Source organism: Pseudomonas sp. ICMP 10191 (genome assembly GCF_001467335.1).
Taxonomy (GTDB): Bacteria; Pseudomonadota; Gammaproteobacteria; order Pseudomonadales; family Pseudomonadaceae; genus Aquipseudomonas; species Aquipseudomonas cerasi.
In genome coordinates, this window is sequence record NZ_LKGW01000124.1 from 155,052 (window position 1) to 176,891 (window position 21,840).

The following is a 21,840-nucleotide window of genomic DNA, read 5'->3' on the forward strand; positions in this document are numbered from 1 at the left end:
CGTGATGTGCTGTGCTCCAGTGAATCAGAGGCCAGAGAGGCCGAGTGCCGGGTCGATGCCATTGAGTGCGTCAGTCAGAGCGCCAGCCTTGGCGGCGATCTGCTTGCGCTGCGCCTCATCCACCTGGTCGTAGGGGCGCACACCACCATCAGCGCTGCTCAATGCATCGAGCGTGGTGTCCAGATCCGCCATGGCGGCGTCGATCTTCTGCAACAGATCGCCTGCACTGCGGCTCAGCAACGGACGCAGCAGGTCGACGATCTTGCGGGTGCCGTCCAGGTTGGCGGCAAAACCGTTCAGGTCGCTGTGGCTGTAACGTTCCTCTTCGCCGTTGCTGCGTACCTCAGCCAGGCTACGCAGTGTGCGAGTGGCAATGGCCGCCAGCTGTTCGGGCGCCAGCGATTGCGCCATCAACTGTTGCTTGAGCTGGGTGACATCGGTTTGCAGACGCTGCGCGATCGGCGCCAGGCCCTCGACGCTGTGTTGCTCGTACAGGCCGTATTCGATGCGGTGAAAGCCGCCGAAGCCGGGGTCCTGTTCACGTTTCTCGTAATAGTCGGCGCGGGCGTTGATTGCGTTGTCCAGCTCGGCCAGGCGCTGCGCAGCCGGTGCAATGCGCTGGTAGGCGGCGCGGGCGGGCAGGTAGGCCGCCTGGGCAGCGCTCAGGTCGCCGGCATCGATGGCCTGTTGCAGGGCGTTGACTGCCTTGATCAGCGCCGAACTCTGCAGGCTCAGGTACACGCGGTATTCGGAGAGCGGCCCGATGAAGGCGGTCATGGACGGACGCGCCTTGGCCTTGGCGTCGGACTCTGCGGTCGGCGTGACATGCAAGGTGCCGCGCGGATTGCTCAGCAGACCGCAGGTAATCGCGTAATCGCCGGGTGCCAGGTTGGCATTGATCACCTGGCTTAGCCCAGGTGCGATGTTTTCCCGTTCTTCAATCACCAGCACGCCATCGAGGATTTCCCATTCGACGGCGCGCTCCGAGCGGTTGACGATGCGGAAGGCGTTCTTGCCCGCCGCGACCGTCAAGGCGTTCGGTTCGCAGTTGTGGGCGTGGATATTGACCACGGTTTCAGTACCGGCATTGGCCGCGCGCTTTTTGGCCGCGACCTGCGAGGCGTAGTAGAACAGCCCGCCAGCGGCGATCATCAGGATCACTGAGCCGGCGACTGCCAATCGCAGGACACGGGGCGACCGGGCTTTCCCGGAAGGCCCTGAGGGACGGTTAGACATGGAGGCCCTTATTCGTTCGTAACAGAAGATGTGTTTGGCTGCATGACCTTGCCAGTCGTCGGGGTGTGCGGCTTGAAGAACAGCAGCAGTGCCCCGATCAGGTAAATCAGGTAGGCACTCAGGGTGCTGACCGTCGGCGCGTCCTGATAACCGAACATGCCCGCCAGTACCGAACCGGCAGGGCCGTCCATCGGCAGCAGCGCACTGATGTCGAAGACCACCTCCTGCAGGTGATTCCAGACGCCGGCTTCATGCAGTGCCTGAACGGAGTTGGCGAGAATGCCCGCCGCTACCACCAGAATGAACAAACCGGTCCAGCGGAAAAACAGGCTCAGGTTCAGACGCATACTGCCGCTGTAGATGGCTACGCCGAAACCGACCGCCAGCAACAGGCCGAGCAGCGCACCCAATGGCGCGCCGGAGCCTTCGCTCTGCTGGAACACAGCGAGCAGAAAGAATACGGTTTCCAGCCCTTCGCGGGCCACGGCAAAAAACACCATGGCGATCAGCGCGTAGGTCTGGTTTTTCGAGCCGGTGAGGGCCGCGTCGAGTGATTCGTGCAGCGCATGCTTGATCGACCGCGCTACCTTGCGCATCCAGAACACCATGGAGCTGAGAATGCCGACCGCGATCAGGCCGACGATCCCTTCGAACAGTTCCTGCTGCTTCTGTGGGAACTCGGCGCTCATCAACTCAAGCCCGCCACCGACGAACAGCGAGAGCGCGGCGGCCAGAAATACGCCGATCCACACCGCAGGCATCCACTCGCCGCGGCCGGTCTGCTTCAGGTAACTGGCGATAATGCCAACGATAAGCGCGGCTTCGATGCCTTCGCGCAGCATGATCAAAAAGGGAACGAGCATATCTCACCGAGTCAAAGCTGTAGGGTGAAGGTGTCTCGGCATGTCGTAGGCCGGAAACACTGCGTAACATAATGATACTCATTCTTGAATGCGTGTAGTTGTTTTTTATCGGGATTGCGTTTTTGAAAAGTCGTTCAGGTCAGGTTCAGCTAATCGATCACGATTTTCTGAACGTTCCGTGGTCTTCGGAAATCAGCGATCATTTTCAACACCTCTGTAAACCGTGGTTGCCCCTCTGACCGCTTTATTCCGGAAATCATCATGTCATCAGAATCAGACAGCGCTGACCGCAGGCATGCCGAGGCGGTCGCTGCGCTCAGGTCCATAGACCCGCAATGGCAGTCGCTGATTGACCAGGTCGGCCCCTGTCTGCACCCGGTCAGTGCAGCGCAGGACCCGTTTCAGGCGCTGGTCAAGGCCGTCGCCTACCAGCAATTGCATGCCAGGGCAGGCGATGCGATGGTCATGAGGTTGCGTGCGCTTTTTGTGGATGACAGCTTCCCAGGGGCGCAGGCACTGGTCGAGCTGGATGATCAGGCACTGCGCTCCTGTGGGTTCTCGGCGTCCAAATGCCGGGCGATCAAGGCGATTGCCGCTGCGCGAGTGGACGGTCTGGTGCCTGAGGTCAGTGCGGCGCTGGCCATGGGCAACGAAGCGCTGGTCGAACGCCTGATCCAACTGCCTGGTGTGGGGCGCTGGACCGTGGAGATGATGCTCATTTACGGGCTCGGTCAGCTGGATGTGATGCCCGTCAGCGACTTCGGCGTGTGCGAAGGCTACCGGCGACTGTATGCTCTGGAACTCAAACCGTCGCACCGGCAAATGGCCCGGCTTGCCGAGCGCTTCGCGCCTTACCGAACCATTGCTGCCTGGTATCTGTGGCGAGTGCCGGCCGATTTCAGCGAAAACGGCTCATCTCGAATTTGAAAGCAAGAGTCGGAGTGCCCGGTGGCCCTGACAGGCGCAGGCTTATCGAAACTCAAGGCAGGCTCGACCATGGACAGCACAGAACGCACCCAACCGGCACGCGCCCCGCGCACTGAAGACGACCCGCGCTGGGACATTCTGGTCAATCGGCGTTCACACGCTGGCGCTGACTTCGTTTATGGCGTGCTGACCACCGGCATCTATTGCAACCCTTGCAGCCCGACACGCCTTCCGCGTCCGGAGAACGTGGTGTTTTTTGACAGTGCGCGCGACGCCGAGGCTGCCGGGTTTCGCCCGTCCCTGCGCAATGCCGGCGACCCGAATGCGCTGCAACTCAGATACGCAGAAGTCGTTGCCCAGGCCTGCAGACTGATCGATGCCGCCGAATCGATGCCCAATCTGACCGAGCTCGCCGAGCAGGTCGGGATGAGCGGTTTTCATTTCCACCGTATTTTCAAAAGGCTGACCGGGCTTACGCCCAGGGCCTACAGCGTCGCCTCGTTACGCTCGCGGGTGAAAACTCAGCTCTCAGAGGACGTAAGCATTACCCGTGCGTTGTACGAGGCGGGCTACAACTCCAACAGTCGTTTCTATGAGGCTTCGCAGAACATGCTCGGCATGAAACCTTCTGAATACCGCGCGGGCGGCGCCAATGTCGATATCAGGTTCGCCCTGGGTGAAAGTTCGCTGGGTTCGATTCTGGTGGCCACCAGCAGCAAGGGCATCTGTGCGATTTCGCTCGGTGATGACCCGCATGCGCTGATCGAAGCTTTCCAGGACCAGTTTCCCAACGCCAACCTGATCGGTGCAGACGCAGCGTTCGAACAACTGGTTGCCGAGGTCGTGGGTTTTGTCGAATCACCCGCGACCGGCCTGGCGCTGCCACTGGATATCCGCGGCACGGTGTTTCAGGAGCGGGTCTGGCAGGCGCTCAGGGACATTCCCGCTGGATCGACGGCCACCTACACGCAGATCGCGGCGCAGATAGGACTGCCCAGTGCAGTCCGTGCGGTTGCCAACGCCTGCGGTGCGAACAAGCTTGCGGTGGCCATTCCCTGTCACCGGGTGGTGCGCAGTGATGGATCGTTGTCGGGCTATCGCTGGGGCGTCGAGCGCAAGCGCAAGCTGCTTGAACTCGAAGCGGCCGAGCAGGCAGGGCTGTTTTCAGGGAGTTGAGCAGCAGCCCATTTTCTGCAGAATCCGATAGGCCAGTTTCACCCGCTCCTCGTTCGGGTAGTTTTTGTTGGCGAGGATGGCAATCCCCAGCTGCTGCTCCGGAATGAACGCCACATAGCCACCGAAACCGTTGGTTGATCCGGTTTTGTTGACCCAGACCGAAGATTGCGCTGCCTGCGGCGGCTCGATCATTTCGGCTTTGACCGTGTTCAGCATGGCGCTGGCATTGCCCTCAAGCAGCGTCTCCAGACGCACCGGCAGCGGATACTGTTCCCAGATCAGGTCCTGAGTCATGCCGCCGACCTTGAAATAGCCGGTCCTTGTATCGCGCAGGGCTTTTTGCAGTGCGGCGTCGTTTTGACCGAGGCTGATGTTCGCTTCGATAAAACGGAGTACGTCCCGGGCACTCGATTTCACGCCATAGGCTTGCGCCGCCAGCGGACCTGGATTGACCCTGACCGGCTCGTCGAGCTTGTTGTAGCCCTGCGCATACAGCGCCTGTTTTTCATCGGGCACGTTGATATAGGTATTACTCAGACCCAGCGCCGGAAACAGCCGCTGCTGCAGGGCTGTTTCATACGGCAGCTTCATGCTGCGCGCCGCAACCATGCCAAGCAGGCCCACACTGGGGTTGGCGTAGGTGCGATGGGTGCCGGATAGATATTCGGGCTGCCACGCCTTGAAATATTCCATTAACTGACGGGTGTTGTGCACTTTATCCGGCACCTGAAGCGGGAAGCCGCCAGCCGTGTGAGTGCCCAGATGGAAAACCGGCACCTTGCCCAGTCGCGTAGCCTGCAACTGCGGAATATAGCTGTCGATGCTTTGCGTCAGTGACAGCTGCCCATTGGCCTGTGCCCAGGTAGCGAGGGTGGCGGTGAAGGTCTTGCTGATCGAGCCAAGTTCAAACAGCGTATCGCGGGTGACTGGCTGGCCAGTGGCTTTTGACGCGACGCCGTAGGCGTAGAACTGCTGTTTGCCCTGGTGAGTGACGGCGATCGACAGGCCCGCGATATGATTTTCCTGCATCACTTTGCTGGCTTCTGCCTGCACGAATGCGTCGACAGCCACGGTGTCGTCGTCTGCAACAGCCACCGCACTGGCCAGCAGAAGTCCTGTGCAGAGCAGCGTTCCATTCCATTGCATTGGGTTATTCCTTGTTGTTTTGGGGCATGGGCCGATCATCAGAGAGCCTTCCTGGGAGCCCCTCCGTGGTGGTCGGTCGTCAAAGGTTTGCGTAATATGCCCACTTTTTTGCGCTTCTTCCACGGAGCGCCGCTCAGGTAACCCATGAAAACGATCCGTATACGTGCCGAAGTCCTGGCAGGCCTCACCACATCTTTTGCATTGGTGCCCGAGTGCATCGCCTTTGCGCTGGTGGCTCATCTCAATCCGCTGATGGGGCTCTACGGCGCGTTCATCATCTGCACCCTGACTGCGCTGTTCGGCGGGCGTCCGGGCATGGTGTCCGGCGCGGCCGGTTCCATGGCGGTGGTGATCGTCGCGCTGGTGGTTCAGCAGGGTGTGCAGTATTTACTGGCGACCGTATTGCTGGGTGGCCTGATCATGATCCTGTTCGGCTTGCTGCGGCTCGGCAAACTGGTGCGACTGGTGCCGTATCCGGTGATGCTGGGCTTCGTCAACGGCCTGGCAATCGTCATCGCGATGGCGCAACTGGAGCACTTCAAGGTGGGTGAGTCATGGCTCAGCGGTACGCCGCTGTACGTGATGCTCGGGCTGGTGGCGCTGACCATGGCGATTGTCTATCTGTTGCCACGCCTGACCCGCATTGCGCCGCCAGCGCTGGTGGCGATCCTCAGCGTCGGGCTGGCGGTCTACCTGCTCGGCCTGCCGACCCGCACCCTGGGCGACATGGCGCACATTGCTGGTGGCTTGCCGGTATTCGCCATGCCGGACATCCCCTGGAATCTGGAGACGCTGCGCATCATTGCGCCTTACGCCATTCTGATGGCGCTGGTCGGTCTGCTGGAAACCCTGCTGACCCTGAACCTGACCGACGAGATCACCGAAACCCGTGGCTATCCGGATCGTGAGTGCGTAGCGCTGGGCGCTGCCAACGTGGTCTCCGGTGCCTTCGGCGGCATGGGCGGCTGCGCGATGATCGGCCAGACCGTCATCAACCTGAGTTCTGGCGGCCGTGGTCGTCTGTCGGGCGTGGTTGCAGGTTTGATGATCCTGATGTTCGTGCTGTTCCTCTCACCGCTGATCGAGCGCATTCCATTGGCGGCGTTGGTCGGGGTGATGTTCGTGGTCGCTCAACAGACTTTCGCCTGGGCCTCGCTGCGTGTGCTGCGCAAGGTGCCGGTCAACGATGTGCTGGCGATCATTGCCGTGACGGTGGTCACGGTGCTGACCGATCTGGCCACTGCAGTGCTGTTCGGGATCATTATCGCGGCGATCAACTTCGCCTGGCAGCAGGCTCGTGAGCTGTACGCCGACAGCCATGTCGAAGCCGACGGCAGCAAGGTCTACCACCTGCATGGCACGCTGTTCTTCGCCTCGACCACACCGTTTCTCGACCAGTTCAACCCGGCCGAAGACCCGGCGCAGGTGACACTGGATTGCCGCCACCTGAGCTTTGTCGATTACTCGGCCATCGCTGCGCTCAAAACCCTGCGCGAACGCTACGCCAAGGCGGGCAAGCATCTGCGTGTGGTCCACCTGTCCGAGCGCTGCAAGCGACTGCTCAAGCGTGCCGGCGTGCAGCATGCCTGAGTTGAGTTGAGTTGAGTTGAGTTGCGCGGCGCAGCCTCGTATAGGCTGGATGTCTTTTCTCCGATAGCGAAGGGTGTGTGCCTGATGGATGCTGTCTCTCCTCTGCAAGCCTACGAACGTGCCGTCCAGCGTGGTTTTCAACCCGATCAGGCGCAGTTGCAGGCCGCCCGGCAATTGCAGGTGTGTTACGAGGGGCTGGCCGACGCTCGAGGTCGGGCCCGGGGCGTTTATTTGTGGGGGCCGGTCGGGCGTGGCAAAACCTGGCTGATGGACCGCTTTTTCGAAAGCCTGAGCGTACCGGCCCGGCGTCAGCATTTTCATCACTTCATGCGTTGGGTGCATAAACGCATGTTCGAGTTGATGGGCACCTCCCAGCCGCTGACCGTGGTTGCCAGGGAGCTGGCGCGTGACGTGCGGGTGATGTGTTTCGATGAGCTGTTCGTCACCGATATTGGCGACGCAGTGATCCTGGGCGGGCTGCTGCAGGTCATGTTCGAGGAGGGCGTGGTGCTGGTCTGCACGTCCAACCAGCCACCGGAGCAGTTATACAGTCACGGCCATAATCGCGAGCGCTTCCTGCCAGCGGTTGCGGCCATTCTCAAGTACATGGATGTCGTGGCGGTCGACGGCGGCGAGGATCACCGACTGCACCCCGGGCAACTGCATCAGCGCTACTGGATTGCCGAAGCCGGTCGACCCAGCGCCCTGCAGGGCATCTTCGAAGCGTTGAGCGCGGATCAGCGGGTTCACGACTCGCAGGTCATGCTCGGTTATCGCAGCATCAACGTGGTTCAGCATTCCGACACCGCCGTGTGGTGCCGTTACCGCGACCTTTGCGAACAGCCGCTGGCGGCCATGGATTTCATCGCCCTGTGCGATCGCTTTTCGGTGATTCTGCTCAGCGAGGTGCCGCTGCTGGGGGCAGCACAGCGCGAAGCGAAAATCGCCCGCGGCACCGAGGATGGCGTCGAGCAGGTGAGCGCAGGGGATCGCGAGCTGCCGCAGTTGTCGCCCAACGATGATGGCGTGCGACGCTTCATCGCGCTGGTCGACGAGTGCTATGACCGGCGCATTCCGCTGTATGTCGAAGCGCCGGTGCCGATGGACGAGCTGTACACCGAGGGCTATCTGTCGTTTGCCTTCCGGCGCACCCTCAGTCGACTTCAGGAAATGCAGTTGGAGCGTTTCACCGAGTCTTGACGCTCAGCTCGCATCCCGGCGTCGCTGGGCCAGCATATGCTTGGCGCCTTCGATCATCAGTACCACGACGGCCATCCAGATCGGCAGGTACGTCAGCCATTCCTCGCGACCGATGCTCTCGCCGAGCAGCAGGGCGACGCCGACCAGCAGCACCGGCTCGACATAACTGAGCAGCCCGAACAGGCTGAACGGCAGCAGGCGGCTGGCAAGGATGTAGCTGACCAGCGCCGAGGCACTGATCACCCCGAGCAGCGGAATCAGCAGGTACAACAGCGGTGCCTGCTGAATGGCCTGAGGATGACCGTTGGCGATGAACCACAGTCCGATGGGCAGCATCAGCAGCATGTCGAACCAGAGCCCGCCGAGGTGATCGGTCTTGAGCTTGCGACGCAGCACGAAGTAAAGGGGATAGCCGCCCGCGACCAGCAGGGTTTCCCAGGAGAAACTGCCCAGCCTCCACAGCTCATGCGCCACGCCGATCATGGCAAACACCGCAGCGACTTTCTGCAGGTAGGAGAGGTGCTCGCCGTATACCACGCGGCCAGTGAGAATCATGCTCAGCGGCAGCAGGAAATAGCCCAGCGATACCTCCAGACTGCGCCCGTGCAACGGTGCCCACATGAAGATCAGCAACTGCGCACCGAGCAGCACCGAAGACAGCAGCAGCGCGAAGATCAGCAGCGGTTGCTGCCTGAGCCGGACAGCCACTTCGCGGACTCGCCGCCAGTCACCGCTGACCAGCATGAACAGCGTTGCGCATGGCACGGTGAGCAGCATGCGCCAGCCGAAGATCTCTTCACCGTCGAGCGGGGTCATCAGTGACGTATAAAAATACATAACCCCAAACAGCGTTGACGCCAGGACCGACAGCACCACACCTTTGTACACAACGGCCTCCGCGACAGCTGATTCGACAGATTGCGCACCTGTCTGGTGCGCGTGGTCGTCAGTCTACTGGCCTGAGGTGCAAAAAGCTGCAAATCGGACGGCCCTTGCACGACGATGGAACGAGCCTCATGCAAGTGCATCAGAGGTTTTGGCTAATCGATCAGCTTTGTTAGGCTGTCGCGCTGGCCGGTGTGACCGTACTCGGCAAATTACAAGGAGCATGCATGACCTCTTTCAGCACCGCAGCCCAGGATGCCAAGGCTCGGGCGGAGCAGTCTTCGACGCGTATCGCGTTTTTCATTGCCGGTTTCAGTGTCGCCTCGTGGGCGCCGCTGGTGCCTTACGTCAAACAGCGGATGGGCCTCGATGAGGGCACGCTCGGGCTCTTGTTGCTGTGTCTGGGGGTGGGCTCGATCATTTCGATGCCGTTGGCGGGAGCACTGGCGGCACGGTTAGGCTGTCGGCGCCTGCTGGTCTGTTCGACGCTGCTGATCTGCCTGTGTCTGCCGCTGCTGGCGACGATTTCCAGTCTGCCGCTATTGATCGCCACGCTGTTTCTGTTTGGCGCGAGCATGGGCGGGGTGGATTGCACGGCCAACGTGCAGGCGGTGATCGTCGAGCGCGCCAGCGGCAAGACCATGATGTCGGGTTTCCACGGCCTGTTCAGCCTCGGCGGGATTGTCGGTGCCGCGGGTGTCGCCGGCTTGCTCAGTCTGGGCATCTCGCCGTTCACGGCGATGCTGATAGTGGTATTTCTGACGTTGGTTGCGCTGGCCAAAGCGGCGCCGAATCTGTTGCCTTACGGCAGTCCGGCCGATGGGCCAGCCTTTGCCATCCCGCGTGGCGTGGTGCTGTTCATCGGCCTGCTGTGCTTCACCGTATTTCTGGCCGAAGGCGCGATGCTCGACTGGAGCGCGGTATTCCTGACCTCGTTGCGTGGTGTCGAAGCGGCGTATGCCGGGCTGGGCTATGCGGTATTCGCCGCGACCATGACCCTGGGGCGGTTGTTTGGCGATGCGGTGGTAAAACGGGTGGGCTCCAATCGGGTGATCATCCTTGGCGGACTGTGTGCCGCAGCGGGTCTGGCCGTCGCGACATTGATCCCGGTCTGGCAGGCGGCGCTGCTGGGGTATGCATTGGTAGGCGCGGGTTGCTCGAACATCGTGCCGGTGTGCTACAGCGCGGTCGGTCGGCAGAAGACCATGCCCGAAAGCGTGGCCATCCCGGCGATTACCACAGTCGGTTATGCCGGGATTCTGATCGGTCCTGCGGCAATCGGTTTCATCGCCCATGTCAGCAGCCTTGAACTGGCGTTCATGGTCGTTGCCGTGATGCTTCTGGGCGTGGCGATCGGCGGCAGCAAACTCAGGACCTGATCCCCGCTACAACCTGCGCGCCATCCCCGACACCCGGATCGAGCTTCCCCGTTGCTGCGGAATTTCGGCGCGCAGGCGCGATGGGCTGCCCATGTCCTCGCCCTGAATAATGTCTATCAAACCGCCATGCGGCCAGTCGATATCGCGCAGATAGCCGCCCAGTGCCGCCGTGGCCGCTCCGGTGGCCGGGTCCTCATAAACGCCACCGAACGCAAACGGGTTGCGGGTGTGGAACAACTGATCGGTCTCGGCCCACGCCAGCAAAATCGTCGCCCAGCCTTCACGGACCATCAGGTCGTGCCCCGCTTGTTGGTCATAGCGCATGGCCTTGAGCCTGGCCCGGCTGTTCAGCGCCAGCAGCAGGTGCCCGGCACCGCCATTGATATGCGCGGGGCTGATGCGCTCATCCAGATCGGCATGGTTATAGCCGAATAGCGCCAGGGCTTCTTCCAGCAACAGCGCGCTGATCGGCGTGCTGAACGTGGGCGGCGATTGCAGCGCCGCCGACGTCAGCGAGCCCTGCGCATGGCCTTCGACAGTAATCTGCGCCTGATTGAGTGTCAGCTGATACACGCCATCGCCTTGCTGTGCCGCCAGCGCTGCGCCCAGGGCGATGGTGGCGTGCCCGCAAAACGGTACTTCTGCCAGCGGCGAGAAATACCGCACCCGCCAGCCGGCTTCGACAGGCGCAGCGAACGCCGTTTCGGAAAAACCGATGTCGGCGGCAATCTGTTGCATGACGGCATCATCGGGTAACGCATCGCCGATCCATACGCCTGCCGGGTTGCCACCGCGATCTCCATCGCTGAACGCCGCCAGTTTGATTACTTCAGTTGTCATCGAAGGGTGTCCTTGCCTGGGTCAGTAGGGGACAGTGTGCAATGGCGAGGATTTGATTATCCAGTGAGAACATTTGATGTACGGCATCCATCTGCCTGATGCGTCACACCTCACACCTCGCCAGGCGTCGCTGCATCAGGCGTTCACGCAATGTGTCGTAGGCCCAGTTGAACAGCAGGGTATAGGGCAGAAACATCAGCAGCAGACCGATGTCCAGCCAGAACGCTTCCATCAGGCTGATTGTCAGCCACCATGCGGCCAGCGGCACCACGGCCAGAATCAGTCCGGCTTCGAACCCCGTTGCGTGCAGGATGCGGACCGTCAGGTTCATGGTAAATCCGCAGCGGTTGCGCAGACGGTCGAACAGCGCGTTGTAGGTCATGTTCCACAACATGGCGATGGTCGAGATCATCACCGTCATGGCCCCCATCATCGCCAGCGATTGGTCCATCAGCCAGGCCAGCAGTGGTGCGACCAGAATCACACCGCCGATCTCGAACAGCGCGGCATGCAGCGCCCGCTCACGCAGGGTTTTGCTGGCGACGCCGGGTTGCCGGTCGGTGTGCGGTTGGTTGTTACTCATGACTACGCTGTCCTTGGTGCTGATGGATGGCAGTATTATCATCGGTGTTTGCGTTAAGCTGAAAATCAGTACCATCGGTTAAACCGATATGAGAGCGCCATGAGTTATTCACCAGAAGCCCTGGAAGCCTTCGCCCAGATTGCCGCGCTGGGTTCTTTCAGCGCCGCCGCACGCCGTCTGGGCAAGAGTCAATCGACCATCAGTGAGGCGATCGCCCGCCTGGAAATCGATCTGGGGCTGGAGCTGTTCGACCGTTCTTCCAGGCAACCAGTCCTGACCGAAGCGGGTAGGGTGATGCTTGGCCGCGTCGATGATCTGCTGTGCGCCTCGGACCGGCTGCGTCGTGCTGCCGCGCGGCTTGCAGCAGGCGTCGAGCCGCGGCTCACGCTGGTGCTGTCGGATGCCAACCAGTTTGCTGATTTCGAGCGGCTGATGACCGAACTCGATCAACGCTTTCCAGAGCTGGAGATGGAATGCGTGTTCGCCGAGCATGGCGACGCCATCAGCCTGGTGCAGTCGGGGAGGGCCTCGCTGGGGCTGCTGTCGGCGCAAGCCAGCTACCCACCGGAAATCGGTCACGCGACCATCGATGAAAGTGCCGATTTCGGTCTGTTCGTGTCGCACAAACATCCGCTTGCCGCGCTGGAACGGGTCGATTACCAACAGTTGTCCCGCTATCGCGCCTTGCGCCTCAATACGCTGATCGAGCACAGCATCCCCACCGACGACTTGCCCACCAGCGGCCATCGGCACTGGTCGGCACCCAATTACCTGCTGTTGATGGACATGGCTGCGTTCGGCTTTGGCTGGTCGGCATTGCCGCGCTGGCTGGTGTCGCGTTATTCGGGCGGACTGCTCAAAGAACTGCACGTCTCCGGTTGGCCGCGGCGCTCGGCGGTGGACGTCATCTGGTCATTCCAGCGCAGCCTGGGGCCTGCGGGCGCGTGGCTGCTGGAGTCGCTGGTGCCGTTCGCGGGAGAGTGAGACGGGTTTAACGAATTCCTGTACGCCACAAGCCCTTCCAACCTCGCGACTGCAACAGAATCCCGCTATAAAGAGTGCCTGCAACCCGACGGCAGAAGGAATCAGGCATGGCTTTCGATTGGCACTCCGACCTCATCACGCGTGATACGCCAGTGGGTGACACTTATCGGAACACGCAGAACGTGAGGCGTTTCATGACCGGGCAGTGCGGGGCGTCGTTCAGGTTCGATCGGCCATTCATGGCATGGATCAACAATGGCGAGCCCAAGAACATGGGGCAAGTCGCGGATCAATGGTTGCGCCTGCATGCCGCAGCTTCGGCGTCGAACTGATATCACGGGTCAATCGGGATCGGTACGGCGTGGCCCCTGTACTCGTGAATGTTGTTCACAAAAGTACCTATCGCGCTGACTGGGTCAAAAAAACCAGAATTTCTGAGCTCAAAACGCCATTATTTTTGCATGCGAGCGGTTTTTCTCGTAGCGTGCTCGTGCCGCCCCGCATGACGGGAAAGCGGCGCAACCAATACCTCAGGTGCCGCCGCTTTGACCCCGACAGATTTACAACATCTCCAGAGCCGATTGGCGGCTCTGGAGCAGGAAAATGCCTCGCTTAAAGAGAGCCTGAGCGTCACCGGTCGGGAGGCCGAATACGCCCTGGCCCAATCCCAGGAGCGCTATCGTTTTCTGTTCAACGCCATGGATGAAGGCTTTTGCATCATTGAGTTCTTTGACGGTCCACACGGTCCGCTGAGCGATTACATTCACGTCGAAGCCAACCCGGCCTACGAGTACCACGCCGGCATTTCCAACGTGGTGGGCAAGAAGCTGCGCGAGATGGTTCCCGAGGAGGCTGATGGCTGGCTGGAGTTTTACGGCGACGTGTTGCGGACCGGCAAGCCGATCCGTTTCGAGCGCGAACTGGTGGCCACAGGGCGCTATCTGGCCTTGACCGCGTTTCGCATCGAGCCGGCCAGCCGCAAGCAGGTCGCGGTGTTGTTTCAAGACATCACTGAACGCAAACGCGCTGAACTGGCGCTCAAGCAACTGAACGAAACTCTGGAAGCACGCATTATCGAAGCGGTGGCCGAGCGTAATGTGCTGGCCGACGTCGTCAACGGCACCAATGCGTTCATTCATGTCGTCGACTGCAATTTTCGCTGGATGGCCATCAATGGCGCTGCCCTGCGCGAATTCGAGCGTCTGTTCGGTGTTCGGCCGCAGGTGGGTGACAATATGCTCGACCTGCTCGACGACCGGCCGCAGAGCAAGGCTGATCTTGAACGGCGCTGGACGCGTGCGTTGGCGGGCGAAGAGTTCGCCGAAAGTGTCAGCTTCAGTGACTCGAACGATCCGGCCAGTCATTTTGAAATACGTTACAGCACGCTGCGCAATGCTCAGGGGCAGGCCATTGGGGCCTACCTGTTTGCCTACGATGTCAGCGAACGGCTTCGCGAGCAGGAGCGCCTGAGCCAGGCTGAAGAAGCCTTGCGCCAGTCCCAGAAGATGGAAGCCGTAGGCCAGTTGACGGGCGGTATCGCCCATGACTTCAACAACCTGTTGACCGGCATCACGGGTTCGCTGGAACTGCTCAAGACACGGGTCAGCCAGGGCCGTTTCAATGAACTGGACCGCTACATAGGGGCTGCGCAGGATGCCTCCAAACGTGCGGCGTCACTGACTCACCGATTACTGGCGTTTTCGCGCCGGCAGACCCTTGACCCCAAGCCGGTCGACGTCAACCGATTGGTCATCGGCATGGAAGAGCTGATTCGTCGTACGGTCGGACCGCATATCACTGTGGAGGTGGTGACCTCGGTCGGGTTGTGGTCAACGTTCATCGATGCACCGCAGCTGGAAAATGCCTTGTTGAACCTGTGCATCAACGCCAGGGACGCCATGCCGCGCGGCGGGCGAATTACCATCGAGACAGCCAACCGCTGGATTGACGAGCGCGGCTCACAAAGCCGCGATCTGATCCCCGGGCAATACCTGTCGCTGTGTGTCAGCGACACCGGTACAGGCATGTCGCCCGAGGTCATCAATCGGGCCTTCGACCCTTTCTTTACCACCAAGCCACTGGGGCAGGGTACGGGGCTGGGCTTATCGATGGTGTACGGTTTCGTGCGCCAGTCCGGCGGGCAGGTGCGTATCTATTCCGAGCCTGATCAGGGCACGAACATGTGTCTCTACCTGCCGCGTCATTACGTTGGGGCACCGGAAGAGATCGAGGCTGCAGATGCTGCTGGATCGGCGCCTGTGCAGACCGAGCGCACCGTGATGATTGTCGACGATGAGCCGACCATCCGCATGCTGGTGGCTGAAGTGCTGGAGGATCAGGGCTACATTCCGATCGAGGCGGGCGAAGGCGCATCTGCGCTCAAGGTGCTGGAGTCCGATGCGCGTATCGACCTGCTGGTGACTGATGTCGGGTTGCCGGGGGGTATGAATGGCCGGCAATTGGCCGATGCCGCGCGCATCATTCGACCCGACCTCAAGGTGCTGTTCATCACCGGGTACGCTGAGAACGCCATCATTGGCAACGGCCATCTGGATCCGGGGATGTGGGTGCTCACCAAACCCTTCACCATGGAAGCGTTTGCCAGCCGCATCTACGAAATGATTGAGCGCGAAGACTGATTCCAGCAGCCGTCAGCGGGTGGGCGGCGCCTGGAATTCACCCTTGGACAAGCCTTCCACGTCATTGCCCATGCTGTCACGAATGCTCAGGTCTGCGCCCTTGTCGGTCAGCTCCTTGAGCACTTCGGTGCGTTTGAACAGGGCGGCGTACATGGCTGCGGTCTGCCCGGCATTGTTGGTGAGGTTCGCACCGCAATCTGCCTGAACCAGACGCTTGGCGATGCTCAGTTCACCTTTGAAAATCGCACCCATCAGCGCCGTATTGCCGCGATTGTCCTTGGCGCAAGGGTCTGCTCCGGCATCTATCAGGCGTATCACCGAGTCTTCATGGCCGTGATAGGCCGCGAGAATCAAACCGGTATAGCCTTGTTCATCGCGGATGTTAAGGTCGTAATGAGCCTCGATAAACGTGTCCAGCATCGGGTTGTTGCCTTCACGGGAGGCGTCGAAAAACAGCGTGCGCAGCTGGCTGGCCGTCTGTTCGGCAGTCAGCTCCGGGGGCGGTGGAGTGGGGGTCGTTGTTGATGTCGGTGGTGTGGCGTTCGCGGCTGCGGCGAACAGCAGCAAGCCATAGATCAGATGCTTCATGGGCGTTCTCCTGACGGGAACCGTCCCGGCGACTGAGCACCGGGACGGGGTATCAGATCATCAGTCCTTGAGGCTTGCAGCCAGGGACTTGACCTTGCTCAGATCGCCTTTGGCGACTTCGGCTACCCGAGTGCCGTAGTCCGGATCTGCCTTGTACAGGTACGACAGCATGATGTTCTTGCTTTCAGTATCGGTGTCGGCCAGCGACTCGCCGAAGCTCTGCACCAGGTCAGTCTTCTCTTTCGCGCTGTAGGAGCGATACAGATCACCCGCCTGCTTGAAGTTCTGCTCACGCGTGATCTTCGCCTGCTGGGTAGTGCCACTGAGCGGCAGTTCGCTGTAGCGCGCCTTGTCATCCGCTGGACGAGGTTCCAGACGGCTCGGCTCATAGTTGACGCCGCTGGTGGTGTGGCCAGTGTTCAGCGCACCGTCCTGATTACCGTTGTTGACCGCAACCTTGGGCTGGTTGACAGGCAGGCTCAGACCATTCGCGCCAAGGCGATACATCTGGGTGTCAGCGTAGGAGAACACACGGCCTTGCAACAGGCGGTCCTCGGAAGGTTCGATACCTGGAACCAGGTTGGCCGGGGCCATGGCGACCTGCTCGGTTTCCTGGAAAAAGTTATCGACGTTCTTGTTCAAGACCATCTGCCCGATCTTCTTCTCGGGAACGTCCGGCCAGATCTTGGTGGCGTCCAATGGATCGAAGTCGAATTTCGCCAGCTCTTCAGGCTTCAGGACCTGAACGTACAAATCCCATTTCGGGAAGTCCCCCTTTTTGATCGCACCAACCAGGTCGTTGGTCAGGTGGCTGTAGTCCTTGGACTGGACTTGAGCGACTTCCTTGGGATCAAGGTTCTTGATGCCCTGCAGGGATTTCCAGTGGAACTTGACGTAGTGCACTTCGCCCTTGGCATTGACCAGTTTGTAGGCGTGTACACCGTTGCCATCCATGAAGCGATAGCCTGCTGGGGTGCCCTCGTTCGAATACAACAGGGTCAGCGTACGGGTGGCTTCCGGTACGTGGGAGAAGAAGTCGAAGCGACGCGAGTCGTTGTCCAGGTTGGTACGCGGATCAGGTTTGAACGCGTGGACCATGTCCGGGAACTTGATGGCATCACGAATGAAAAACGTCGGGAAGTTGTTGCCAACCAGGTCCCAGTTACCGTCAGCCGTGTAGAACTTGGTGGCGAAGCCGTGCGGGTCGCGCAGGGTTTCAGGCGAGTGATTGCCGTGAACCACGGAGGAGAAGCGTACAAATACCGGCGTCTTCTCACCGGATTTGAAAACGGTCGCCTTACTCAGATCACTGATGTCGGCAGAGGCCGTAAACTCGCCTTTGACGCCGGTGCCGCGGGCATGCACGACGCGCTCGGGGATGCGTTCGCGATCAAAGCGCTGCAGCTTTTGCAGCAACTGAACGTCTTGCAGCAGGACAGGGCCCTGGGCGCCTGCGGTCTGAGAGTTCTGATTGTCGCCGACGACGGCGCCATTGTCGCGGGTCAGGGTGTCGGCTGCATAAACGGTCGGAACAGTAATCAGACCGGCTGCAGTCAGGCACACCATGTGTCTGGACCAGTTTAATAACGGCATTTTGAATCCCTCATATTTTTAGTAGGCCGGATAATCTTAGGCGCGTGAGGGAAATGCGGTGATTATAAAAATATATTGGGGTGATTGAGATAAATACTCGAACAAAAGGTGGACCCGGTAACGGATGTTTGTACTGAGCTGGCCTGATGCGTTGATTGCACGTTCGGTCGCTGTAAATCAAGTTATATTTCCAATTTTTGCTAGTTATGCATCCCTTTGAAAAAATTGGATTTTTATTGAATGTCAACAGTCATTAAACTTCCTTGTATCCCCTTACTCGGGTAGATGTGAATCATTATCAACTTTGTTATTTGGTGACAGACTGGCGACTGTGGTGTGTGCTGGTACGATCGTACCGATACTTGCGGTGGTCTTTCGGGTGGATGGCTATTTGATATTCTTTTTTTAAAATCATCGTATAAGTTGCAACTAAGTTGGCGCGCTGCAGCATGCTGGCAATATGACAATATCGGTCCTGAATGCCTCGACGCGCTATCATGTGGCCACATCCCTTACAAACACACCTATTAATGGAGCCCCTTGTCCCATGTCGACGATCATGCTGCTGAAAACCCCGCCGCCGGAATTCATCCGTAGCCAGATCCAGCAGATGGTCGTCGACTACGTGACGGACATCAGTCTGGTGGCGATCGCGCCGAGCAACCCGCTGTACAACCTTTACCAGTACGGCGTGGGGTATGAGGTGCATTTGTACCTGAATGCCATGGACGATTCGCAGCAGCTGACCGTGGAGCTGATCGTCGCGCTGGACGATGAAGACCCCGAAACTGTAGTGGGGTTTTTGCTCTATCTGCCTGTGCAGGACGATCCGCAGGCCTGCGCCGTAGCCTACATGGCGGTGCGCGACAGCCACCGCCGTCAGGGCATCGCACGCTCGATGCTGGAGAAAATGACGAGCCGCTATCCGCACGCAGAGCTGTATTGCGTGGTCGGCAAAGTCGCGTATTTCGAGGTAATGGGCTTTCAGGTGCTGGGCGCGCGTGGTCCGCAGGTCATCATGAACACGCGTGATCACGGTACTGACGGTCTGCTTGCGGTCATGGATATCGCGCCCATCTACAACTCGGTCGAAGTGCGGCAGATCCACGCTTACCTGCTCAAACAGCACGGCAAAAGCGCGATGGTCGATGCGGAGAAGCAACGCGATCGCCATCTGGACCGCATGACTCTTGAAGCGAGAACGTTCGCCGAGCAACGTCTTGGCAATGATGGCCTGGCAGCCGGCGCATCAAACACCGTGCGGCTGCACTGATAACGAACAGGATTTGCGAACGGGGCGGTGCCGATAGAAGGCAATAATCGCAGATCTGCGACTTGTCAAAGTTTTTCTATCAAAAAGCGAGGAGGTCGGGAACGATCCAAATGAGGTGAAGTCATTATGACATCATCGCTGTTTGATCAACTCATTCCGGCACTGACATCACTCCTCATTCAGCAACAGGTAAGCCCCATGAACGTCCTGCGTCAGTCCAAGTTTTCCACCAAGCTGCTCTCCGCTTTCATCATCTGTGCATTGATTACGCTGGCCGTCGGCGCCTTGGGTATGGTGGGCGTGACACGCCTGGCCAATGCCCTTGAGCTGACCTTCTCCAACAACCTTGTCTCGGTCAGCAACACCAATGAAGCGCTGACCAGCTTCACCGCCCACAACCGCGGGCTTTACCGTTTGCTGGATGCGCAGGATGGCGGTGTTTCCGAAACGGACAAGGATCGAGTTCGTCAGGCGTTGAGTGATGACCTGGCCCGTGCGCAAAAAGTGTTTGCGATCTACCGCGCCACGCCTCTGGAAGATGACGAGCGCGCCGCCGGTGACCAGTTGGAACTGATGCTGCCCGCGTACGTTTCGGGCTCTCAACAGGTTGTCGACCTGATGAAGGCGGGTAATTACGAGGCTGCCCGGACCCAGTTGAATAGCCTTTCCTCGGAAAGCTTTACCAAGGTGCGCAGCTATCTGCGGATCATGATCGATTCCAACAATCGTCAGATCAAGGAAGGCGCAGCCGCTGCTGCCGACCTGAAGGCCAGTTCGGTATTAATGCTGGAGATTGGCGTGGTGATTGCTTTTCTGGTGGCCATCATGCTCGGCGTGCTGATTACCCGCATGATCACCCGTCCTTTGGCTGTCGCAGTCGCCAGTGCTCAGCGCATTGCGGGCGGTGACCTGACCCAGCCCATTGTTTCCAACAGTGGCGATGAGGCCGGACAACTGTTGAACGCGCTGTCCGACATGCAGGGCGGTCTGAAAAACACCATTCAACAGATTGCCAGTGCCTCGGACCAGCTGGCTTCCGCTGCCGAAGAACTGAGTGCCGTCACCGATGAAAGCACCCGCGGGCTGACTCGCCAGAACGACGAAATCCAGCAGGCGGCAACGGCCGTCAATCAGATGACTGCCGCAGTGGAAGAAGTGGCGCGTAACGCGGTATCCACGTCTGAGGCTTCGAAGTCTGCTACAGACGATGCCGTCGATGGCCGTGGCCAGGTCGATCACACGGTCAAGGGCATCACCACCATGGTCCATGAGATCACCGCATCCACTGGCGCTGTGTCCGAGCTGGCCGGGCATGTCCGGGAAATCAGCAAGGTGCTTGACGTTATTCGCAGTATCGCCGAGCAGACCAACCTGCTGGCCTTGAACGCCGCCATTGAAGCTGCACGTGCTGGCGAACAGGGTCGTGGTTTTGCGGTGGTGGCTGACGAGGTTCGGGCTCTGGCGCACCGTACCCAGGCATCGACAGTGGAAATCGAAGGCATGATCAGCACCGTGCAATCGGGTGCTGACGGCGCGGTTGCGGCGATGGGCAAGAGCCTGTCGCTGGCCACCAACACGCAGGAATTGGCCCAGCGTGCGGGCGCGGCGCTGGAGAAAATCACCCAGGGTGTTGCAACCATCAACGAGCGCAATCTGGTCATTGCCTCTGCTTCGGAAGAGCAGGCCCAGGTGGCTCGCGAGGTGGACCGCAATCTGCTCAACATTCAGGACCTGTCGACCCAGAGCGCTGCAGGTGCCAACCAGACCAGCGCGTCCAGTCAGGAACTGTCGCGACTGGCCACCTCGTTCAATTCACTGGTGGCCAACTTCAAGCTGTAAGTCGCTCCCAAGAGGTATTGTCTGGCGCACGTCCTGGCCCGATCGGTTGTGAAATTCCGGTCAGGCATAAAAAAGGCGTTGCGCCCGACCGGGTCATTTCGCGCATCATAGGCGGACTCAGCCCGAGAGAGACTTTTCATGCCTGTCATTCATTACTTTCTGCGCCTGTCGCTCCCGCGAGTGTCGTTAGCCTTTCTGGCCGTGTTGTGCTCTGGTGTGTTTGCCAGTGCTGCGCTGGCTGGCGACGAAACGCAACTTATCGAATCCCTCAATGCCTATCGCAGCCAGGCACAGCGCTGTGGCGAGCAGGTGTCCACGGAACTGCCGCCGCTGACCAGCGACGCGCGTCTGGTGCTGCCGGCCAGTGGCAATCTGGACCTGCAACAGGCGTTGACGCGCGCTTCCTACCCAATGGTCACTGTGCAGGCGATAAGCCTGTCCGGTCCGAACAATGCAGACGCTGCACTCAAGGCGGTTCTGGAGAGTTTCTGCCGCGTGGTGCTGGACCCGCAGTTCGTCGACATCGGTGTCAGCCGCGAAGGGCGAGACTGGCGTATCGTGCTGGCGCGCTCGCTGGTCGCTTCGCGTCTTGGTGACTGGCAGACAGAGGGGCAAAAGATTCTGGAAATGATTAACAATGCCCGCACTCAGGCACGTCAGTGCGGCCCACAATCCTTCGCCGCTACCACGCCGCTGGCCTGGAACCTGGTTCTGGGGACCGCTGCGCAACGTCATTCCCAGGCGATGGCCAATCAAAACTTTTTTGACCACAAGGATCGTGACGGCCGCACGCCTGGCGACCGCGCTGAACTGGCCGGGTATGTGGGGCAGCAGGTGGGCGAGAACATTGCTGCCGGCCAGGACAGTGCGCGCAAGGTGGTGGATGGCTGGCTGCTGAGCCCGGGCCACTGCGCCAATCTGATGAATCCGGATTTCCGCGAGCTGGGTGCAGCCTACGCGATGGACCCCAAAAGTGACGCAGGGATTTACTGGACGGCAATGTTCGGCACGCAGCAGTAGCGTCTAGCGCTGCGCCAGTGGCTGGCAAGCCTGGGCAGACCATTCGAAGGAGAGATGCCGGGAAGCGAGCTTCCCGGCA

19 protein-coding genes and 1 pseudogene are annotated in these 21,840 nt (G+C 59.9%); 12 read left to right on the plus strand and 8 right to left on the minus strand.

Features of this window, described 5'->3' with window-relative positions:
- Nucleotides 1-24: 24 nt before the first annotated feature.
- Nucleotides 25-1,236, minus strand: a complete 1,212-nt coding sequence (gene efeO, locus AO388_RS19125; protein WP_058416923.1) for an iron uptake system protein EfeO — start codon at nucleotides 1,234-1,236, stop codon at nucleotides 25-27.
- Between the two features lie 8 nt (nucleotides 1,237-1,244).
- Nucleotides 1,245-2,099 (minus strand): iron uptake transporter permease EfeU, encoded by an 855-nt coding sequence (efeU, locus tag AO388_RS19130; RefSeq protein WP_003370335.1) that lies wholly within the window; start codon nucleotides 2,097-2,099, stop codon nucleotides 1,245-1,247.
- Nucleotides 2,100-2,360: 261 nt separating this feature from the next.
- Between efeU and AO388_RS19135 the strand changes: the two genes are divergently transcribed.
- Together AO388_RS19135 and ada are read left to right on the plus strand one after the other, a co-directional pair.
- A complete protein-coding gene (locus AO388_RS19135) occupies nucleotides 2,361-3,026 on the plus strand; it encodes a DNA-3-methyladenine glycosylase family protein (protein ID WP_058416924.1) in 666 nt (221 codons plus the stop codon).
- Nucleotides 3,027-3,095: 69 nt separating this feature from the next.
- A complete protein-coding gene (gene ada / locus AO388_RS19140) occupies nucleotides 3,096-4,202 on the plus strand; it encodes a bifunctional DNA-binding transcriptional regulator/O6-methylguanine-DNA methyltransferase Ada (protein ID WP_003370339.1) in 1,107 nt (368 codons plus the stop codon).
- Here the strand turns inward: ada and ampC are convergent.
- Nucleotides 4,191-5,348 carry a class C beta-lactamase gene (ampC, locus tag AO388_RS19145; protein WP_003370341.1) on the minus strand — a complete coding sequence of 386 codons (1,158 nt, stop codon included), beginning with the start codon at nucleotides 5,346-5,348 and terminating at the stop codon, nucleotides 4,191-4,193. The two genes, ada and ampC, sit on opposite strands and share 12 nt — an antisense overlap.
- 144 nt (nucleotides 5,349-5,492) lie before the next feature.
- Here ampC and AO388_RS19150 point away from each other — a divergent pair, with 144 nt between their 5' ends.
- Nucleotides 5,493-6,938 (plus strand): SulP family inorganic anion transporter, encoded by a 1,446-nt coding sequence (locus AO388_RS19150; protein ID WP_003370343.1) that lies wholly within the window; start codon nucleotides 5,493-5,495, stop codon nucleotides 6,936-6,938.
- 84 nt (nucleotides 6,939-7,022) lie between these two features.
- Complete coding sequence (gene zapE, locus AO388_RS19155; protein WP_058416925.1) at nucleotides 7,023-8,138, plus strand: cell division protein ZapE; 1,116 nt, start codon at nucleotides 7,023-7,025, stop codon at nucleotides 8,136-8,138.
- A gap of 3 nt (nucleotides 8,139-8,141) precedes the next feature.
- Here the strand turns inward: zapE and rarD are convergent, their stop codons facing one another.
- Nucleotides 8,142-9,026 carry an EamA family transporter RarD gene (rarD, locus tag AO388_RS19160; RefSeq protein ID WP_044308517.1) on the minus strand — a complete coding sequence of 295 codons (885 nt, stop codon included), beginning with the start codon at nucleotides 9,024-9,026 and terminating at the stop codon, nucleotides 8,142-8,144.
- A 224-nt stretch (nucleotides 9,027-9,250) separates the two neighbouring features.
- On the opposite strand from rarD, the gene AO388_RS19165 reads away from it, so the two are divergent.
- Nucleotides 9,251-10,402, plus strand: coding sequence for an MFS transporter (locus AO388_RS19165; RefSeq protein WP_003370349.1), 1,152 nt, complete (start codon nucleotides 9,251-9,253; stop codon nucleotides 10,400-10,402).
- 6 nt (nucleotides 10,403-10,408) lie between these two features.
- Here AO388_RS19165 and AO388_RS19170 read toward each other — a convergent pair whose 3' ends face one another.
- Both AO388_RS19170 and AO388_RS19175 read right to left on the minus strand, forming a co-directional pair.
- Nucleotides 10,409-11,242: a PhzF family phenazine biosynthesis protein gene (locus AO388_RS19170; protein WP_058416926.1), complete on the minus strand. Its 834-nt coding sequence runs from the start codon at nucleotides 11,240-11,242 to the stop codon at nucleotides 10,409-10,411.
- 103 nt (nucleotides 11,243-11,345) lie between these two features.
- Nucleotides 11,346-11,825, minus strand: a complete 480-nt coding sequence (locus tag AO388_RS19175) for a multidrug/biocide efflux PACE transporter (RefSeq protein ID WP_003370354.1) — start codon at nucleotides 11,823-11,825, stop codon at nucleotides 11,346-11,348.
- Between the two features lie 99 nt (nucleotides 11,826-11,924).
- Here AO388_RS19175 and AO388_RS19180 point away from each other — a divergent pair, with 99 nt between their 5' ends.
- From AO388_RS19180 to AO388_RS19190, 3 genes are all read left to right on the plus strand, one after another.
- Nucleotides 11,925-12,809: a LysR family transcriptional regulator gene (locus AO388_RS19180; protein ID WP_003436246.1), complete on the plus strand. Its 885-nt coding sequence runs from the start codon at nucleotides 11,925-11,927 to the stop codon at nucleotides 12,807-12,809.
- Nucleotides 12,810-12,916: 107 nt separating this feature from the next.
- Nucleotides 12,917-13,141, plus strand: a complete 225-nt coding sequence (locus tag AO388_RS19185; RefSeq protein WP_058416927.1) for a DUF6434 domain-containing protein — start codon at nucleotides 12,917-12,919, stop codon at nucleotides 13,139-13,141.
- Between the two features lie 213 nt (nucleotides 13,142-13,354).
- Entirely contained in the window at nucleotides 13,355-15,448 is a 2,094-nt protein-coding gene (locus tag AO388_RS19190; protein WP_032609924.1) for a hybrid sensor histidine kinase/response regulator, read from the plus strand.
- Nucleotides 15,449-15,460: 12 nt separating this feature from the next.
- Here AO388_RS19190 and AO388_RS19195 read toward each other — a convergent pair whose 3' ends face one another.
- Entirely contained in the window at nucleotides 15,461-16,036 is a 576-nt protein-coding gene (locus tag AO388_RS19195; RefSeq protein WP_003370362.1) for an ankyrin repeat domain-containing protein, read from the minus strand.
- A 60-nt stretch (nucleotides 16,037-16,096) separates the two neighbouring features.
- The gene (katB, locus tag AO388_RS19200) at nucleotides 16,097-17,602 is read right to left on the minus strand and encodes a catalase KatB (RefSeq protein WP_003370364.1); all 1,506 of its coding nucleotides are present in this window, start codon (nucleotides 17,600-17,602) and stop codon (nucleotides 16,097-16,099) included.
- A gap of 574 nt (nucleotides 17,603-18,176) precedes the next feature.
- Here katB and AO388_RS19205 point away from each other — a divergent pair.
- The 4 genes and pseudogenes from AO388_RS19205 (at nucleotide 18,177) to AO388_RS19215 (ending at nucleotide 21,761) form a co-directional block, all read left to right on the plus strand.
- The gene (locus tag AO388_RS19205; RefSeq protein ID WP_058416928.1) at nucleotides 18,177-18,902 is read left to right on the plus strand and encodes a GNAT family N-acetyltransferase; all 726 of its coding nucleotides are present in this window, start codon (nucleotides 18,177-18,179) and stop codon (nucleotides 18,900-18,902) included.
- Nucleotides 18,903-19,100: 198 nt separating this feature from the next.
- Nucleotides 19,101-19,883, plus strand: a pseudogene (locus tag AO388_RS30385) (MCP four helix bundle domain-containing protein); the annotation flags it as partial.
- A complete protein-coding gene (locus tag AO388_RS30390; RefSeq protein WP_411269262.1) occupies nucleotides 19,878-20,741 on the plus strand; it encodes a methyl-accepting chemotaxis protein in 864 nt (287 codons plus the stop codon). The pseudogene AO388_RS30385 and the gene AO388_RS30390, both read left to right, overlap by 6 nt.
- Before the next feature lie 138 nt (nucleotides 20,742-20,879).
- Nucleotides 20,880-21,761, plus strand: coding sequence for a CAP domain-containing protein (locus tag AO388_RS19215; protein WP_003370372.1), 882 nt, complete (start codon nucleotides 20,880-20,882; stop codon nucleotides 21,759-21,761).
- Nucleotides 21,762-21,840 lie beyond the last annotated feature (79 nt).